This window comes from Bradyrhizobium glycinis (assembly GCF_016031655.1).
GTDB classification, from domain to species: Bacteria; Pseudomonadota; Alphaproteobacteria; order Rhizobiales; family Xanthobacteraceae; genus Bradyrhizobium; species Bradyrhizobium glycinis.
This window is the reverse complement of sequence record NZ_JACCHQ010000001.1, coordinates 45,229-60,161: the sequence shown is the minus strand read 5'-3', so window position 1 is coordinate 60,161 and position 14,933 is coordinate 45,229. Positions and strand designations below refer to the sequence as shown.

Annotated in this window: 14 protein-coding genes; 8 read left to right on the top strand and 6 right to left on the bottom strand. The window is 66.2% G+C overall.

Annotated elements, in window-relative coordinates; genetic code table 11:
• Nucleotides 1-7: 7 nt before the first annotated feature.
• Complete coding sequence (locus tag HZZ16_RS00260; RefSeq protein WP_197946387.1) at nucleotides 8-487, bottom strand: SRPBCC family protein; 480 nt, start codon at nucleotides 485-487, stop codon at nucleotides 8-10.
• Between the two features lie 217 nt (nucleotides 488-704).
• Here HZZ16_RS00260 and HZZ16_RS00255 point away from each other — a divergent pair, with 217 nt between their 5' ends.
• The 6 genes from HZZ16_RS00255 (at nucleotide 705) to HZZ16_RS00230 (ending at nucleotide 7,142) form a co-directional block, all read left to right on the top strand.
• Nucleotides 705-1,697, top strand: a complete 993-nt coding sequence (locus HZZ16_RS00255; protein WP_197946385.1) for a tripartite tricarboxylate transporter substrate binding protein — start codon at nucleotides 705-707, stop codon at nucleotides 1,695-1,697.
• Nucleotides 1,698-1,870: 173 nt separating this feature from the next.
• Complete coding sequence (locus HZZ16_RS00250) at nucleotides 1,871-2,362, top strand: tripartite tricarboxylate transporter TctB family protein (RefSeq protein ID WP_197946383.1); 492 nt, start codon at nucleotides 1,871-1,873, stop codon at nucleotides 2,360-2,362.
• Nucleotides 2,363-2,366: 4 nt separating this feature from the next.
• The gene (locus HZZ16_RS00245) at nucleotides 2,367-3,878 is read left to right on the top strand and encodes a tripartite tricarboxylate transporter permease (RefSeq protein ID WP_197946382.1); all 1,512 of its coding nucleotides are present in this window, start codon (nucleotides 2,367-2,369) and stop codon (nucleotides 3,876-3,878) included.
• 52 nt (nucleotides 3,879-3,930) lie between these two features.
• On the top strand, nucleotides 3,931-4,920 hold the full coding sequence (gene meaB, locus HZZ16_RS00240) for a methylmalonyl Co-A mutase-associated GTPase MeaB (protein ID WP_197946380.1): 990 nt from the start codon (nucleotides 3,931-3,933) through the stop codon (nucleotides 4,918-4,920).
• On the top strand, nucleotides 4,917-5,573 hold the full coding sequence (locus HZZ16_RS00235) for a pyroglutamyl-peptidase I (RefSeq protein ID WP_197946378.1): 657 nt from the start codon (nucleotides 4,917-4,919) through the stop codon (nucleotides 5,571-5,573). The genes meaB and HZZ16_RS00235 overlap by 4 nt, the downstream gene beginning before the upstream one ends.
• Before the next feature lie 207 nt (nucleotides 5,574-5,780).
• On the top strand, nucleotides 5,781-7,142 hold the full coding sequence (locus HZZ16_RS00230) for a TIGR03808 family TAT-translocated repetitive protein (protein WP_197946376.1): 1,362 nt from the start codon (nucleotides 5,781-5,783) through the stop codon (nucleotides 7,140-7,142).
• On the opposite strand, the gene HZZ16_RS00225 is transcribed toward HZZ16_RS00230, so the two are convergent.
• From HZZ16_RS00225 to HZZ16_RS00210, 4 genes are all read right to left on the bottom strand, one after another.
• Nucleotides 7,139-7,882: a TIGR03809 family protein gene (locus tag HZZ16_RS00225; RefSeq protein WP_197946374.1), complete on the bottom strand. Its 744-nt coding sequence runs from the start codon at nucleotides 7,880-7,882 to the stop codon at nucleotides 7,139-7,141. The two genes, HZZ16_RS00230 and HZZ16_RS00225, sit on opposite strands and share 4 nt — an antisense overlap.
• 546 nt (nucleotides 7,883-8,428) lie before the next feature.
• The gene (locus HZZ16_RS00220; protein ID WP_197946372.1) at nucleotides 8,429-10,144 is read right to left on the bottom strand and encodes a S8 family serine peptidase; all 1,716 of its coding nucleotides are present in this window, start codon (nucleotides 10,142-10,144) and stop codon (nucleotides 8,429-8,431) included.
• A 16-nt stretch (nucleotides 10,145-10,160) separates the two neighbouring features.
• On the bottom strand, nucleotides 10,161-10,856 hold the full coding sequence (locus HZZ16_RS00215; RefSeq protein ID WP_197946371.1) for a hypothetical protein: 696 nt from the start codon (nucleotides 10,854-10,856) through the stop codon (nucleotides 10,161-10,163).
• Nucleotides 10,853-11,422, bottom strand: a complete 570-nt coding sequence (locus tag HZZ16_RS00210) for a sigma-70 family RNA polymerase sigma factor (protein WP_025035047.1) — start codon at nucleotides 11,420-11,422, stop codon at nucleotides 10,853-10,855. Before HZZ16_RS00210 ends, HZZ16_RS00215 begins: the two co-directional genes overlap by 4 nt.
• A gap of 437 nt (nucleotides 11,423-11,859) precedes the next feature.
• Between HZZ16_RS00210 and HZZ16_RS00205 the strand changes: the two genes are divergently transcribed.
• Both HZZ16_RS00205 and HZZ16_RS00200 read left to right on the top strand, forming a co-directional pair.
• Complete coding sequence (locus HZZ16_RS00205) at nucleotides 11,860-13,017, top strand: GGDEF domain-containing protein (RefSeq protein ID WP_197946369.1); 1,158 nt, start codon at nucleotides 11,860-11,862, stop codon at nucleotides 13,015-13,017.
• A gap of 63 nt (nucleotides 13,018-13,080) precedes the next feature.
• The gene (locus HZZ16_RS00200) at nucleotides 13,081-14,184 is read left to right on the top strand and encodes a DUF2336 domain-containing protein (protein ID WP_197946367.1); all 1,104 of its coding nucleotides are present in this window, start codon (nucleotides 13,081-13,083) and stop codon (nucleotides 14,182-14,184) included.
• Between the two features lie 109 nt (nucleotides 14,185-14,293).
• On the opposite strand, the gene HZZ16_RS00195 is transcribed toward HZZ16_RS00200, so the two are convergent.
• A complete protein-coding gene (locus tag HZZ16_RS00195) occupies nucleotides 14,294-14,932 on the bottom strand; it encodes an NrsF family protein (RefSeq protein ID WP_197946365.1) in 639 nt (212 codons plus the stop codon).
• Nucleotide 14,933 lies beyond the last annotated feature (1 nt).

The following is a 14,933-nucleotide window of genomic DNA, read 5'->3' as shown; positions in this document are numbered from 1 at the left end:
TCATGCTCTAACTGGATCGCGGACGGGTCCGGGCCAATGTCCGTGCCAGGGATTCCGTCCAAGCGGGAATCCAGGAGGCAAACAGGGCCTTCCAGCGCTCGGCGTCCGCAGGTTCAGTTTCTAGCGCAACCGACCATTCGATGAGGGTGCGGTCGCCTTCTATGATCGGACGCAGATGCATGGTGCCTTGGTAGCGCGTCGGCGCCGGACTCGGGCCGCCGTCGTCTTGCGGATAGGATATCGCTTCGAGACCAGCATAGGTCAGGGTGTGCCGCCGGTCCGAGTGATCGACCAGGCGCTGGCGGATCCAGTTTCCGAGATAGCAGAAGCGCCTGATGGCGCCGACTTCATCGCCGCGCCTGTTATCTTCGATCTCGCTCTCGCTCACCCCGTCGATATAAGCGGGATAGTTGTTGAAATCGCGGATCAGCGACCAGACGTCGTCGAGCGGGTGGTCCAGCACGGCACTGTAATACGCTTGGGTCATCGATGGCTCGCCTTTGGTTTCGTTACGCGCAGAGGTTGGCTACCCGCGCGGACAAAACCCACCCGATTTCCGACCGCCCATTCGACGGGTCGTCTGCTTTCACACAACATGGCACTTCCAGTTGGTAGCGCTACCTTGCGGCGGCGACGCAAAGCCGACTAGAATGCCGGAGTTGACAAGAGCGCCCGGCATCACGGGCGCCGCTGGGAGGCATTCAATGTCCAAGATTTCGCGCCGCACCTTTGCGGCTTCCACCGCCGCTATCGCGGCCTCCGCCGCCTTCGGCTTCAAGCCCGCGCTAGCACAAGCCTATCCGGCGCGGCCGGTCACCGTGATCGTGCCCTGGGGCGCCGGCGGTGGCACCGATGCCACCGCGCGCATCGTCGCGGCGCTGCTGGAGAAGGACCTCGGCCAGCCATTCAACGTGGTCAACCGCACCGGCGGCTCCGGTGTGGTCGGCCATAGCGCGATCGCGACCGCGCAACCCGACGGCTACACCATCGGCATGCTGACGGTCGAAATCTCGATGATGCACTGGCAGGGCCTCACCGATCTGACGCCGAAGAGCTACACGCCGCTGGCGCTGATGAACGAGGATCCGCCCGGCATCCAGGTCTCCTCCTCCTCGCCCTACAAGACGGTCAAGGAGCTCGCCGATGCGATCAAGGCGGCGCCTCCCGGCAAGTTCAAGGCTTCCGGCACCGGCCAGGGCGGCATCTGGCATCTGGCGCTGGTCGGCTGGATGCAGGCGATGGGCCTGCCCGCCAACCAGGTCGCCTGGGTGCCGTCGAATGGCGCGGCACCCGCAATGCAGGATCTCGCGGCCGGTGGTGTCGACCTTACCACCTGCTCGGTGCCGGAGGCGCGCGCCATCATCGAGGCCGGCAAGGCCAGGAGCCTTGCCATCATGGCGCCCGCGCGCAACCCGGTGTTCAAGGACGTGCCGACGCTGAAGGAGGCCATGGGCATCGACTACGCAACCGGCGCCTGGCGCGGCATTGCCGGGCCGAAAAGCTTGCCGCCGGAGATCGCAACGAAGCTCACCGCCGCGCTGAAGAAGGTCTACGACTCCGCCGAGTTCAAGGACTTCATGAGCAATCGCGGCTTCGGCACCGTTTGGGGCGATGCGGCCCATTTCGCGGCCTTCATGGACAAGGGCGATGCCCAGATGGGCGAGGCGATGAAGGCCGCGGGCCTGAGCAAGGCGTAATGTTTTCACCTCTCCCGACTGCGGGGAGAGGTCGAATTCGAGCTTTGCTCGAATTCGGGTGAGGGGGAGTCTCCGCGAGTCCAGCTCTCACCGTTCGCGCGGAAAGTCCCCTCACCCCAACCCTCTCCCCGTAAGAACGGGGAGAGGGAGAAGAAAGCCTACAGGACTCCCCTATGCGTCTTCCCGACTCCATCACGGGATCGTTTCTCGTCGTGCTCGGCGCGGCTGCCGCCTATGGCGGCTACATCCTGCCGCCGGTACCGGGGCAGCCGGTCGGCCCGAACGTCTTTCCGCTCGTGATCGGCTGCGGCCTTGCGCTGTGCGGGCTCGCCATCGTGTTCGGCATCGGCCATTCCTTCGAGGAGGAGGAAGAACTGGTCCCGTTCGAGGACGGTCAGGCGGCAGCCCCGCCGCCGCAGAGCAAGCTCTACGGCCTGCGCGCGCTGCTGCCGCCGGCGCTGCTGCTGTTCTACGTCTTCGCCGCGGACCGGCTCGGGTTCATCATCACCGCGGCGATCATCGTCTACCTGACCTCGACTGCGCTCGGGGCGAAATGGAAGCTGGCGCTGCCGCTCGCGGCACTCTCGCCGTTCGCCATTCATCTCATCTTCGGCAAGTTGCTCCGCGTGCCGCTGCCCGCCGGCCTGTTGCCGACGCCCTGGTAATCCCATGCTGAAGACGCTGGTTGATGCATTCGCGCTGATCTCCACCTGGGAGGTCATCATCTCGATGTTTGCCGCCTCGGTTTACGGGCTGGTGATCGGCTCGCTGCCGGGCCTGTCGGCGACGATGGCGACCGCCCTGCTCGTCCCCGTCACCTTCTATCTGTCGCCGATCGCGGCGATCGCGACCATCGTCGCGGCCTCCTCGATGGCGATCTTCTCCGGCGACATTCCCGGCGCGCTGCTGCGGATCCCGGGCACGCCCGCCTCCGCCGCCTATGCGGATGAAGCCTACGCCATGACGCGCAAAGGCCAGGCCGAGCTCGCGTTGGGCGCCGGCGTCTGGTTCTCCGCCGTCGGCGGCATCGCCGGCGTGCTGTCGCTGATGATCCTGGCGCCGCCGCTGGCCGAGATCGCGCTGTCGTTCTCGACCTTCGAATATTTCTGGCTGGCGCTGCTCGGCCTGATGTGCGCCACCTTGGTGGCGCGCTCGTCGCCGGTGAAGGCGATCGCCGGCATGTTCATCGGCCTGCTCGTTGCCTGCATCGGCATCGAGAATCCCGGCGGCGTCCCGCGCTTCACCTTCGGCCTCACCGATCTGTTCGGCGGCATCGAGCCGATCCCGGCGCTGGTCGGCGTGTTCGCAGTGGCGCAGGTGATGCGCGCGATGCTGACGCCCGAGCCGCCGCCGCTGCCGCGGCGAAAATTCGGAAGTATCATGGCCGGCCAATGGCGGCTGACGAAGCTCTACCATTGGCAGATGACGCGCGGGAACATCGTCGGCATCATCATCGGCGTGCTGCCCGGCGCCGGCGCCGACATGGCCGCGTGGGTGTCCTACGCGATGTCGAAGCGCTTCTCCAAGGAGCCGGAAAAGTTCGGCACCGGCCATGTCGAGGGCTTGGTCGAGGCCGGCGCCAGCAACAATGCCAGCATCGCCTCCGGCTGGGTGCCTTCGCTGCTGTTCGGCATCCCCGGCGACACCATCGCCGCGATCGCGATCGGGGTGCTCTACATGAAGGGCCTCAATCCCGGGCCGACGCTGTTCACTGAGAAAGCGTCGAGCATGTACGCGATCTACCTGATGTTCATCATCGCGAACATTCTGATGATCCCGCTCGGCATCGCCATGATCCGCGTCGCCACCTACATCCTGCTGGCGCCGCGCTCGGCGATCATGCCGATCATCATGCTGTGCTGCGCGGTCGGTTCGTTCGCGATCGGCAACAACATGTTCGGCGTCGTCACCGTCGCCGCCTTCGGCGTGATCGGCTATGTCATGGAGACCAACGGCTATCCCGTCGCCGCCATGGTGCTCGGCATCGTCATGGGCACCATGGTGGAACAGGCCTTCGTCACCTCGCTGATCAAGTCGGACGGCAGCATCTTGCCGTTCTTCGAGCGCCCGGTCGCGGCCATCCTCGCCGCGATGGCGATCGGCGCGCTGCTCTGGCCGGTCATGGTGTGGATCTGGCGCAAGGTGAAACAGCCGCAGACCGCCGCGGCAACGACCCGGTGATATCGAGCGGGCGGCCCTCGCCTGCCCCGCCTCGGCGTTGTAAAGCAGAGGCATGACTGAGAAGAAGGCCTCGCTCGACATCAAGACTCTCGCCCGCGACGTGCGCGCCGGCAGTCGCGCGGCCCTCGCCCGGGCCATCACGCTGGTGGAGAGCCGGCGCAGCGACCACCAGGCGCTGGCGCGGGAGCTGGTGCAGATGCTGCTGCCCGACACCGGCAAGGCGTTTCGCGTCGGCATCACGGGATCGCCGGGCGTCGGCAAATCCACCACGATCGATGCGCTGGGTACGTATCTCATCGAGCAGGGCCACAAGGTCGCGGTGCTCGCGGTCGATCCGTCCTCGGCGCGCAGCGGCGGCTCGATCCTCGGCGACAAGACCCGGATGGCGCGGCTGTCGGCCTCGAACGACGCCTTCATCCGGCCCTCGCCGTCCTCGGGTACGCTCGGCGGTGTCGCGGCGAAGACGCGCGAGGCGATGCTGCTGTGCGAGGCCGCCGGCTTCGGCGTCGTGCTGGTGGAAACCGTCGGCATCGGCCAGTCCGAAACCGCCGTCTGCGACATGACCGACTTCTTCCTCGCCCTCATGCTGCCGGGCGGCGGCGACGAGCTGCAGGGCATCAAGAAAGGCCTGGTCGAGCTCGCCGATATGATCGCGATCAACAAGGCCGACGGCGACAATTTGAAGCGCGCCAGGATTACCGCGGCCGACTATCGCGGCGCGCTGCAGATCTTGGCGCCGCGATCGCAGCATTGGCATCCGCCGGTCGAGACCTATTCGGCGCTGACCGGCGACGGCATCGCAAAGATCTGGCAGAAGGTTTTGGATCACCGCAAGGCGATGAATGCCTCCGGCGATTTCGCCGCGCGGCGGCGCGAGCAGCAGGTGAAGTGGATGTGGTCGATGCTGGAGCAGCGCATGCTGGCGCGGCTGCGCAGCGAAGCGTCGGTGCGGACCAAGGTCCGCAAGATCGAGGCCGAGGTCGCCGACGGGCATCTCACGCCGGCGCTCGCCGCCGAGCAGATCCTGGAGTTGCTGCAATGAGCGACAAGCTCCGCATTCTCCTCACCGGTTTCGGTCCATTTCCCGGCGCGCCCTATAATCCGACTCAGCCGCTGGTGGCGCGGCTGGCGCAGTTGCGCCGGCCCGCGCTCGACGATGTCGCCCTATCGAGCCACATCTTCCCGGTCACCTATGCCGCGGTCGACCGCCAATTGCCCGAGGTGCTCGCTACGCAAAAGCCCGACGCGCTCCTGATGTTCGGCCTCGCCGCCCGCACGCCTTACCTGCGCGTCGAAACCCGGGCGCGCAACGCCGTGACCATGCTCTGGCCCGATGCCGCCAACACCCGCTCGACCAAGCGCGGCATCGCCGGCCATGCCGACGCGATGATGTTCGGCCCGCACACCGCAAGGCTGCTGCGCGCCGCGCGCCTCACCGGCATCGACGCCCGCCCCTCGCGCGACGCCGGCGCCTATCTCTGCAATTACCTGAGCTGGCGCGCGATTGAGCAGGTGAAGGCGGGCGGCCCGAAGCTCGCGGCGTTCATCCACATTCCCCTACTCGCGCGCAGCGGCGGCATGCACTGCAAGGGCGCAGCCCGCATCACGCTCGAGGAGCTGGTGGATGCGGGGGAAGCGATGCTGATGGAGATGGTGCAGTTGGCACGGAAGGCGCGGAACGCCTCGGTCTCGTAGCGTGGTAGGGTGGGCAAAGCGAAGCGTGCCCACGTCTTCTCTTGTATTTGACAGGCGGTGGGCACGGCGCAAGCGCGCCTTTGCCCACCCTACGGCACCGTCTCTTGCGTAAACATTTAACCCTACCGCGAACAATCCTCACGGTCCTCGCCGTGCTGCGCTACGAAACCGCTGCGGACACCTCCCGCGTCCGCCGGAGGACGCGTCATGGACCTCAATCGCCGTCATTTCATCGGGGCTTCGACCGCGGGCATTGCCGGTGCGCTGGCCATGCCGGCCGATGCCGCGCCGCTGACGTCGCTGCTCGGCCGCGATGCCAGCCAATACGGTGTGCGGCCAGGCAGCGGCGAGGACCAGACCCGCGCGCTGCAGCGTGCCATCGACGAGGCCGCGCGGGCGCAATTGCCGCTCGCCTTGCCACCCGGCGTGTACCGGACCGGTCTGTTGCGGCTGCCGAACGGCGCGCAGCTGATCGGTGTGCGCGGCGCGACTAAGCTCGTCTTCACCGGCGGGGTCTCGGCGATCCAGAGCGACGGCTCCGATGCGATCGGCCTCACCGGGATCACCTTCGACGGCGGCGGCATTCCGCTGCCGACACGGCGCGGCCTGATCCACGTTCTCGGCGGGCGCGACGTGCGCATCACCGATTGCACGATCGCAAGCTCGGGCGGCAGCGGCATCTGGCTCGAGCAGGTCGCGGGCGACATTTCCGGCAATATCTTCACCGACATCGCGGTGACGGCGGTCGTGTCGTTCGACGCCAGGGGCCTCAGTGTCTGTCGCAACACGATTCTCGGCACCAACGACAACGGGATCGAGATCCTGCGCACCGCGATTGGCGATGACGGCACGCTGGTCGCCGACAACCGCATCGAGAACATCAAGGCCGGCCCCGGCGGCTCGGGCCAATACGGCAATGCCATCAACGCCTTTCGCGCCGGCAACGTGATCGTGCGCGGCAACCGCATCAGGAATTGCGACTATTCGGCGGTGCGCGGCAACTCGGCCTCGAACATCCACATCAGTGGCAACAGCGTCAGCGACGTGCGCGAGGTCGCGCTCTATTCCGAGTTCGCGTTCGAGGGCGCGGTGATCGCCAACAACATTGTGGACGGCGCGGCCGTCGGCGTCTCCGTCTGCAATTTCAACGAGGGCGGCCGCATCGCGGTGGTCCAGGGCAACATCATCCGCAACCTGATCCCGAAGCGGCCGATCGGCACCGCGCCCGACGACGATGCCGGCGTCGGCATCTACATCGAGGCGGATTCTTCGGTGACCGGCAACGTGGTCGAGAACGCACCGTCCTACGGCATCGTCGCCGGCTGGGGCAAATATCTGCGCGACGTCGCGATCACGGGCAACGTGATCCGCAAGGCGCTGGCCGGCGTCGGTGTCTCCGTGGTGGCCGGCGCCGGCACCGCGCTCGTCAACAACAACATGATCTCCGAGACGCCGCGCGGCGCCGTGGTCGGCCTCGATCACGCCCGCGCGGTGACGTCGGATCTGTCGGCCGACGGCGCACAACGCTTCGCGCAGCTGGTGGTCGGCGGCAATGCGGTGCGGCGCTAGAACGCGTTCCTGAGCAGCGGGTACTTCGCTTCCAGGCCGTCGAGGCTGAAGGTGAATTCGACGACGCGCTCGGGGGCGGCGACGATTTCCTCGGCGGGCGGGGCGAACTGCGGCAGGAGCGCCGCCATCGCTGCAGGCGCGGTTTTCGGCGGCTTCGCCGCAGGCACGGGCGGCCTCACTTCCGGCGCGGTGAAGGGGGCACTCGCAGCCGGCTCCACGCGCGGTGATCTCACGGCAGGTGCGGTGAACGGTGGCTTCGCAGCGGGAGCCTTGAGCGGCGGCATCTCGGCAGGCGCGACGAACGACGGCCAAGCTACGGGCATAGCAAGCGGCGTGATCGGGGCTTCGGTGAGCTCCGCGAGCACGTCCGGTTTCGGATCGAGCCTCACCGGCGTGACGGTCTCGGGAGCGATGTGAACGGCCTTGGGCTGCACGGTCTGCGCCTGCTCGCGCGGCGCCATGCGGGGCATCGTCGCCGGCGACCAACCGAATGCCGGCGTCACGCTCGCAGCCGCCTCGGCGACATCCCCGCCCGTTGCAAGCGCGCGCCAGGTCTGGACGGCGCGTTTGGCCTCCTGGATGTTTTCGAGGAACGCGATCTCGGAATGATAGCGGCGCCAGCGGCCGGTCTCGAACATCTCGGAGAGATGTTGCAGGCGCTGCTCGGCGAGAGCGCACCAGCGCGCCGCGATTTGGCGGCTGCCCGCCGCGTCGCGAACGAACTCTTGGCGATGTGTCATGAACCAGCCCGTCAGGAGAAAACACGGACGCGGGGGACGCAACGCACACGAATCAATTTAGACGCGACATGAATATTTTGTGGAAAAGTTTTGACTTGTCCAGCAACGACGCGGCATTCGTCACCAGACACCGTAGTCGTGCGGAGAATTGCTGTGTTTTCGAGTCAAGCTTCGCACAAGCATGACGGAGTTGCGGCGTGTCGCGCGGGCGACGGCGACCGGCGCCGCGTCGATCTTCAACCGCACGCTGAACAAATGCGGAGCTTCAAAAAATCGGACGCAAGATTCTTGTTCTGACGCGTTTTCTTCACGCGAACCGGCATCCACTTCGCTCAAAAACGCTCTGAAAAGAAAAGACCCGTCCGGGGGGACAACCGGACGGGTCGAGCCATATGGGCGCTTGGGGTGGATGGGCGCTCGCGCCTGATATGACTGATGGGGAGGGATGACCGCTCCCACATCAGTTGGTCGTGGCAGCGGGCTGAACGTTCAATGCGGGGGGTCGCTTTTTTAACCTTCGGCGTGAGCGCAAAGGTGGCGCAGCGACTATCGCGCCGCCGGCCTATCTGCCTGAGAAACCGCGGATTTATCCTCCGCGCTCGTCAGCGAAGGCTGCTCGATCGCGCGTATGCCCGGCTCGTCGCGACGCTTCGGAGCATCTTCACGTTTTGTTGTACCGGAGGCAGCAGCGACCGGCGTCGCGCTGTCGGCGGGAACAGCCATGACGGCGGCAAACGCATCGGCATGGCCGTCGCCGAAGAGGTCGTCACGCCCGGGAGAGCCGAGGTCGCGTGCGGTCTTCACCAGCGTCATGCGCAGCGCTTCCGGCTTCAGTGTGTAGTTGCGCTCGAGCAGCAGCGCCGCGACGCCTGAGACATAGGCGGCCGAGAACGAGGTTCCCGACGTCACCTGGTATTTGCCGTCTGGCGCCGGCAGGAAGATGTCGACGCCGGGGGCCGCGACGGCGATGTAGTTGCCGCGGTTGGAGGCGGCGAACAGCCTATCCTGCCGGTCCGTCGCGCTGACCGCGATCACGTTGGGATTGGCCGCCGGATAGAGCGGCGGCGATTTCGCGCCGGCATTGCCGGCGGCCGCGATCAGCACGAGACCACGCGCGGCCGTCGCCGCGATCGCGCGTTCGATCACCGCGTCCTTCGGACCGGCAAAGCTCATATTGACGATCTGCGCGCCGTGCTCGGCGGCGTAGTTCAGGGAACGCAGGATGATGTAGGACGAGCTCTCAGCACTGCCATTGGCACCGCCGAAGGCCCGGATGGCGATGATGCGGGCTTCGGGCGCGCTGCCCATCAGACGGGCATGGGCCGCGATCGCGCCGGCGATGCCGGTGCCATGGACGTGCGGCCCCTCGGCACTGCCGAGCGCGTCGAAATTGTCGGCGACGGAATTGGCGAGCTCGGGATGCCCGGCGTCGATGCCGGAATCGATCACGGCGATCGTGACGTTGGCCCCGTGCGCCAGCGTATGGGCCTGCGGCAGGCGGAGCTTTGCCAGCGCATATTGCGCAGGATCGCCCTCGGTCGTGGCCGGCGATTTCTGGTCCTGGAGGACGTAGCGGAAGTTCGGCTGCAGCGAGCGCACGCTGCCGTCGGCCGCAAATTCGCGCCGCACGGTCTCATAGGGCCGGCCGTCGGTGATGCGGAACAGGCCGAACGTGGCTCCGATCAGCGGGAAATTCTCGGAAGCGAGGCGGGTCAGGCCGTGGCGACGCGCCAGCTCGTCGGCCTCGGCCGTCGACAGCGCGCCGTCGATCTCGGCGACAAATTCGCCTGCGAAGCTGCGCGAGGTCAGCGCGACCCGCGTGTTGTTGCCGCGCCCTTTGCCGGCGCTTTTCTTGCCGGATTTTCCGGTGCCCTCGCCGCCCGCGTTCGGCTGCGCCAGACATTCGCCGTCGCCACTGCGATAGGGCGCGGTACAGGCCGGATAGAGGTTCGGCGAGTAACGCGCATAGGGCAGCACCGGCGTCGTCGGCCCGATCCGCGACGTCGTGGTACGGGGAATGGTCGCCATCGTCCGCGGGCCGCGGTCGACGCTTGCCGCGCGCGCAGCGATGTTCGGGCTGACCCGCGGGGTGATGTTGGGAGAGACGGTCGGCGTGCGCGAGGGCACGCTGATCGTTGGCGTGCGCATGATCGCCTGCGCCTGCGCAACCTCGACGCCGAAACAGGAGGCGACCAGAAGCGCAACGCCGACGGATGAAGCGCGGGCCCCGGCGCGCACCCTGCTCTCGGGTTTGCCCGACATCGGCTGGGCGGCGCGCCTAAGGCGCCGCGACGGCGAGGTTGACGAACTTCTCGCGCTGCATCCTGCCGAGCAGCGACGCGAGTTCGTCCTGGCCCATCGCCTTGTCGAACTGGAGGCGGAACATGCCGCCCTTGGCATCGCCGATGATCGAAGCCTGGTAGCTGTCGAGCAGCGCGGTGATGTCGGCGACGCGCGCCTCGGGCGTGAAGCGCACCAGCGCGCGCGCCGGCGCGGCCGTGCTGCCAAGCTCGCGCGTGATCGGCGCGCTGGTCGAGAGCGAAGCGGTCTGGAAGGTCGCCGGCTGGTTCTTCATCAGCACGGCGCCGATGATGCCGGCCTGCAGCACGAGCGCGACGGCACCGAGGCTCGCCGACCACGCCAGCGTGCGCGGCGACAGGCTCGCGAAGAAGGTCGAGATACGCGCCGACAGCGGCAGCGAGCCGCTCGCCCTCGCCGGCTCGGCATCGATCGCGGCGAACAGCTTCTGCATGGCGCGCGCCGACGGCGCCCCCAAGCTCTCGTTCAGATGGATGGTCTCTTCGTACTCGGCGCGGATCACGGCGTATTGCCTGGCAAGCTCGGAATCGCGCGCCAGCGCTTCCTCGACACGGCGCGCATCGCGCGCGTTCAGCGTGCCGGCAGCGTGCCAGGGCAGCAGCAGTTCAATTTCACTGGGCTCTTGCTCCAGCATCTTCTTGCTCAAAGCCATCATGGCCAGCCTCGCTCGACGCCGGCTGCCTTCAGCAGTTCGGCCAGTTTCTTGCGCGCATAGAACAAGCGCGTCTTCACAGTGTTCTCCGGTATCCCGACGATTTCGGCCACCTCTTCCACGGACTTCTCGTGGTAGTAGACGAGATCGACGATTTCCCGATGATCCGGCGAGAGGCCCGTCAGACACTCCCGCAAAGCCTCACTGGTATCCTTCTTCTGCACCACCGTTTCCGGATCGTCGGACGTATCCTCGATCGCGTTGGCGGCCTCTTCGTCTAGCTCGAAATCCTTCCTGCGCCGGAGCGCAGATAGGGCCTTGAACCGGGTGATTGCCAGCAGCCAGGTGGAAACGGCAGATCGGCCCTCGAACTTGCCGGCTTGACGCCAGACGTCGAGAAACACCTCGCTGATGAGGTCTTCCGCCGCCTGCTCGTCCCGCACGAGCCTCAGCCCGAACCTGTAAACCCTGACATGGTGCCGCCCGTACAGCACCTGCATGGCGAGCCGGTCACCTTGAGCGATCCTGGCGATCAGGATCTCGTCCGAAGCCGCCTGTGTCGCGCTCAATGGCCGTCTCGCAAGGTTGGTCGGGTCGATGCGGTGGACGGTTCGACGTGGGGGGCAAAATTGTTCAACCTACCGCACTCATACGGGGGCCTGTGTGAGCTACCCCACATACGGGCATTTTTCTTGTCCCACCCGTGGTGGTCAGCGTCGTCAATCCGAAACGGTACCATAATACTGAGATATTCCCTACGGAATGCCTGCCCGGGCACATGCGGCCCGGCCTCATCCGGTTCCATAGCAGCCCCTCACCACCTTTGTCGCGTCAAGCCTTGTTTCGGCTCGACCGCAGCGCACACGATGCGTGATCACCGGTAAAATTCTCACGCTAGATGATCGCCTTGTTCCCTGCTGCACGGTTCGGATTCGATTTCAAAGGATACCAAACCTAAAGGCTTGCCACGTAGGTTTTTACGCTGACATCCACCATTGGCGGGACCATGGGTACGGCCGCGACGTCCTTTCCGGAGAGGAATGCCGCAGAGGTCGCGGATCTCGTCCTCGCGCCCGAGACGACGGCTCCCGAGGTCAAGGCGCGCCGCGTCTGGCAGCGCCGCCAGATGTATATCGGCCAGGTCGCGAGCTACTCGCTGGGCGGCGCGGTTCTGCTGCTCTACGCCTATGACGGCGCGGTCTCTATGGCCGTTCCGACGCTGTTCTGGTTCGGCGGCCTTCTGATCATCGGGACTTTCACGGTGCTGTCGGAGGCCGGTTTCGGCGACCGTTTCGAAGATCATTACCTCACCGTCTATCAGATTTCGGCGCATATGGCGCTGCAATTGGTGTTCCTGCTCTCGGTGCCGACCATCGGGGTCGCGTTTCTTGCCGTGTTGTTTCTAATCTTCGCGTTCGGCACGCTGCGGATGACCTCGAGCCAGGCCATGCTCACCTGGGGCCTCGCCACCTGCGGGCTCACCGTGGTTTTCCTGGGATCGGACCTGCCGATCGGACTGCCGGTCGCGACCCGCCTGCAGCGAACCGCCTCGATGCTCTGCTTCGTGCTGGTGATCGGGCAGTGCGCCTTCCTCGGCCTGTTCGGCGCCACCTTACGCAAGATCCTGTACCAGCGCAGCATCGAACTGAAGGCCGCCTATCGGCGCATCGAGGAGCTGGCAGAGCTCGACGAGCTCACCGGCTCCTACAACCGCCGCTGCATCATGCGGCTCCTCGATGCCGAGATCGAAAAGTCTCGGCGGGCATCCACGCCCTTCGCGATCGCGCTGATCGATCTCGACTGGTTCAAGCGCATCAACGACGCTTACGGCCATCCCATTGGCGATGAGGTGCTGCGCACCTTCGCGATCACCATTTTCGCCAACATCCGCCCGGCCGACAGTTTCGGCCGCTACGGCGGCGAGGAATTCCTGCTGCTGCTGCCGCACACGTCGGGCGACGTCGCGCTCCGCATGCTCGAGCGCCTGCGCGGCATCGTCGCCGATCTCGACTGGGGCGCGTTCTCCCCCAGCATGCGGGTGACCATTTCCGCAGGCGTCGTGACGCTGCGCGACGTCGATACTGCCGACACATTTCTCGCGCGCGCCGACAGCGCGCTCTATTCCGCCAAGGCGCAAGGGCGCAACTGCATTGCAGCGAGCTGACCGATCCATTTTCCTCCGGCACGACAGAAGCCGCTGCCGGGCCGAACGCTCCAGGACAGAGCAATGAGATCCAATTCCGCAAGACCATCCGAAAACCTGATCGAGGAATTGCAGGCTGCCCTCTCGCACGGGACCGTCGCGCGTCGGGTGGAGACGCTGCGCCGGGTCACCGATCTCTTCGTGGGCAACGCGGTCGACTATTCCGACGACCAGATTCGCGTGTTCGACGACGTGTTCCAGTGCCTGATCGAGCAGATCGAGACGTCGGCCAAAGCGCTGCTCGCCGAACGGCTCGCGCCGATCGCGGCTGCGCCGCCGCAGATCATCCGCACGCTCGCGCTCGACGAGGTGATCGAGGTCTCCGGCCCCGTGCTGTCGAAGTCGGAGCGGCTGGACGAAGCAATATTGGTCGAGATCGCGCACACCAGGGGCCAGGCGCATCTCAAGGCGATCTCGCTGCGGCGGACGTTGTCGGAAGCGCTGACCGACGTGCTGGTGGCGCGGGGCAACGAGGACGTGGTGCAGTCGACCGTCGGCAATCCGGGCGCGCGGTTCTCGGAGGAGAGTCTCGCCGACCTCGTGGTCCGCGCCGAGCGCGACGACGACCTCGCCAGCTGCATCGGCCTGCGGCCCGACCTGCCGCGCCATCACTATCTGAGGCTGGTCGCCAAGGCATCCTCGAGCGTGCGCAGGAAGCTCGCGGCCGCGCATCCCGAGCTCGCGGACGAGGTGTCGAGGGCCGTCGAGGAAGCGGCCCAACGGGTTCGCGCCGTCGCCAGGACCAAGCAGACGGAAATGGCTCGCGCGCTGGTGAAGTCGCTGCACGAGGACGGCCGTCTCACCGAGCTCCAGGTCGCCACCTTTGCCGAGCAGGGCAAGTTCGACGAGACCAATGCGGCGCTGGCCGCACTCGCAGGGATCGCGGTCGAGACCGCCGAGACCATGATGATCGAGAGCCGCACCGAAGGCGTGATGATCCTCGCCAAGGCCGCGGGCATGCAATGGTCGAGCGTGCGCGCCATCATCGCCTTGCGCGAGAAGCTCTCCGGGGGGTCGCAGACCGACATGCTGAAGCTGCGCGACACCTATGAGGCGCTGCGCTCATCGACCGCGCAACAGGTATTGCGCTTCCACCGCATGCAGTTGCACGCGACGCCGGCGGCGTGAAGCCGGCGCTAAAGCGCGATGCGATTAGGATGAATCGTCATCGCGCTTTAGGTTATTGTTTGAGCATGATCTTTTCGGAAAACCGCTACACACTTTTCCGGATCATGCTCTAATACCGCAACACCTTCGATCCGACCGCTGCGCCGATCGCCGTCACCAGCGCGGTCGCGAGCGTGTACCAGGTCGCGACGAACAGAGGGGAATCGTCGGTGCAGTGCGAGGCATAGAGGGTCGCCGCAAGTCCTGCCGACACCAGCCCGGCGAGCGCTCCGGCGAGAGCGGGGCGGGACGGCGCGCCGTGGCGCAGGCCGAACAGCGCCCCCGCAAGCAGCGGCAGCGACATAGCGGGGATCGCGACCAGGCACACCCTGGAGTTCTTGCCCATCAGCCGCATGGTCATCGGCATGGCTGGCGCCATCATCGCCTCGCTGCCGATCGCCACCGCGAGCAGCCCGACGGGAAGCAGCAGCAGCCAGCCCCAGCCGCGCAGCAGGGCTTCCGGACGCGACAAATGCAGGCTGACGATGATGGCGGGGATTGCGAGCGACAACGTCACCGCGAACTTCGTGTCGAAGAACGGATTGCGCATGGCGCTCATGACATCGGCGCGCACGCCGAGGAATGTCGCGAAGATCAGGATCGACAAGGGCGCGGCCACCAGCAGCGCCATGATCAGCACGGCGCCGACGCGTGGGGCACGGTGCGCGTTGTCGGCCGCGAGCGAGCGAATGAGTTGATCGGTGTCCATG

Bases quoted from the DNA above. Each gene is read 5' to 3' on its own strand.
- HZZ16_RS00230 (WP_197946376.1), top strand. From the start codon at position 5,781: ATGGACCTCAATCGCCGTCATTTCATCGGGGCTTCGACCGCGGGCATT.
- HZZ16_RS00245 (WP_197946382.1), top strand. From the start codon at position 2,367: ATGCTGAAGACGCTGGTTGATGCATTCGCGCTGATCTCCACCTGGGAG.
- HZZ16_RS00255 (WP_197946385.1), top strand. From the start codon at position 705: ATGTCCAAGATTTCGCGCCGCACCTTTGCGGCTTCCACCGCCGCTATC.
- HZZ16_RS00225 (WP_197946374.1), bottom strand. From the start codon at position 7,882: ATGACACATCGCCAAGAGTTCGTTCGCGACGCGGCGGGCAGCCGCCAA.
- HZZ16_RS00200 (WP_197946367.1), top strand. From the start codon at position 13,081: ATGAGATCCAATTCCGCAAGACCATCCGAAAACCTGATCGAGGAATTG.
- HZZ16_RS00220 (WP_197946372.1), bottom strand. From the start codon at position 10,144: ATGTCGGGCAAACCCGAGAGCAGGGTGCGCGCCGGGGCCCGCGCTTCA.
- meaB (WP_197946380.1), top strand. From the start codon at position 3,931: ATGACTGAGAAGAAGGCCTCGCTCGACATCAAGACTCTCGCCCGCGAC.
- HZZ16_RS00205 (WP_197946369.1), top strand. From the start codon at position 11,860: ATGGGTACGGCCGCGACGTCCTTTCCGGAGAGGAATGCCGCAGAGGTC.
- HZZ16_RS00215 (WP_197946371.1), bottom strand. From the start codon at position 10,856: ATGATGGCTTTGAGCAAGAAGATGCTGGAGCAAGAGCCCAGTGAAATT.
- HZZ16_RS00260 (WP_197946387.1), bottom strand. From the start codon at position 487: ATGACCCAAGCGTATTACAGTGCCGTGCTGGACCACCCGCTCGACGAC.
- HZZ16_RS00250 (WP_197946383.1), top strand. From the start codon at position 1,871: ATGCGTCTTCCCGACTCCATCACGGGATCGTTTCTCGTCGTGCTCGGC.
- HZZ16_RS00195 (WP_197946365.1), bottom strand. From the start codon at position 14,932: ATGGACACCGATCAACTCATTCGCTCGCTCGCGGCCGACAACGCGCAC.
- HZZ16_RS00235 (WP_197946378.1), top strand. From the start codon at position 4,917: ATGAGCGACAAGCTCCGCATTCTCCTCACCGGTTTCGGTCCATTTCCC.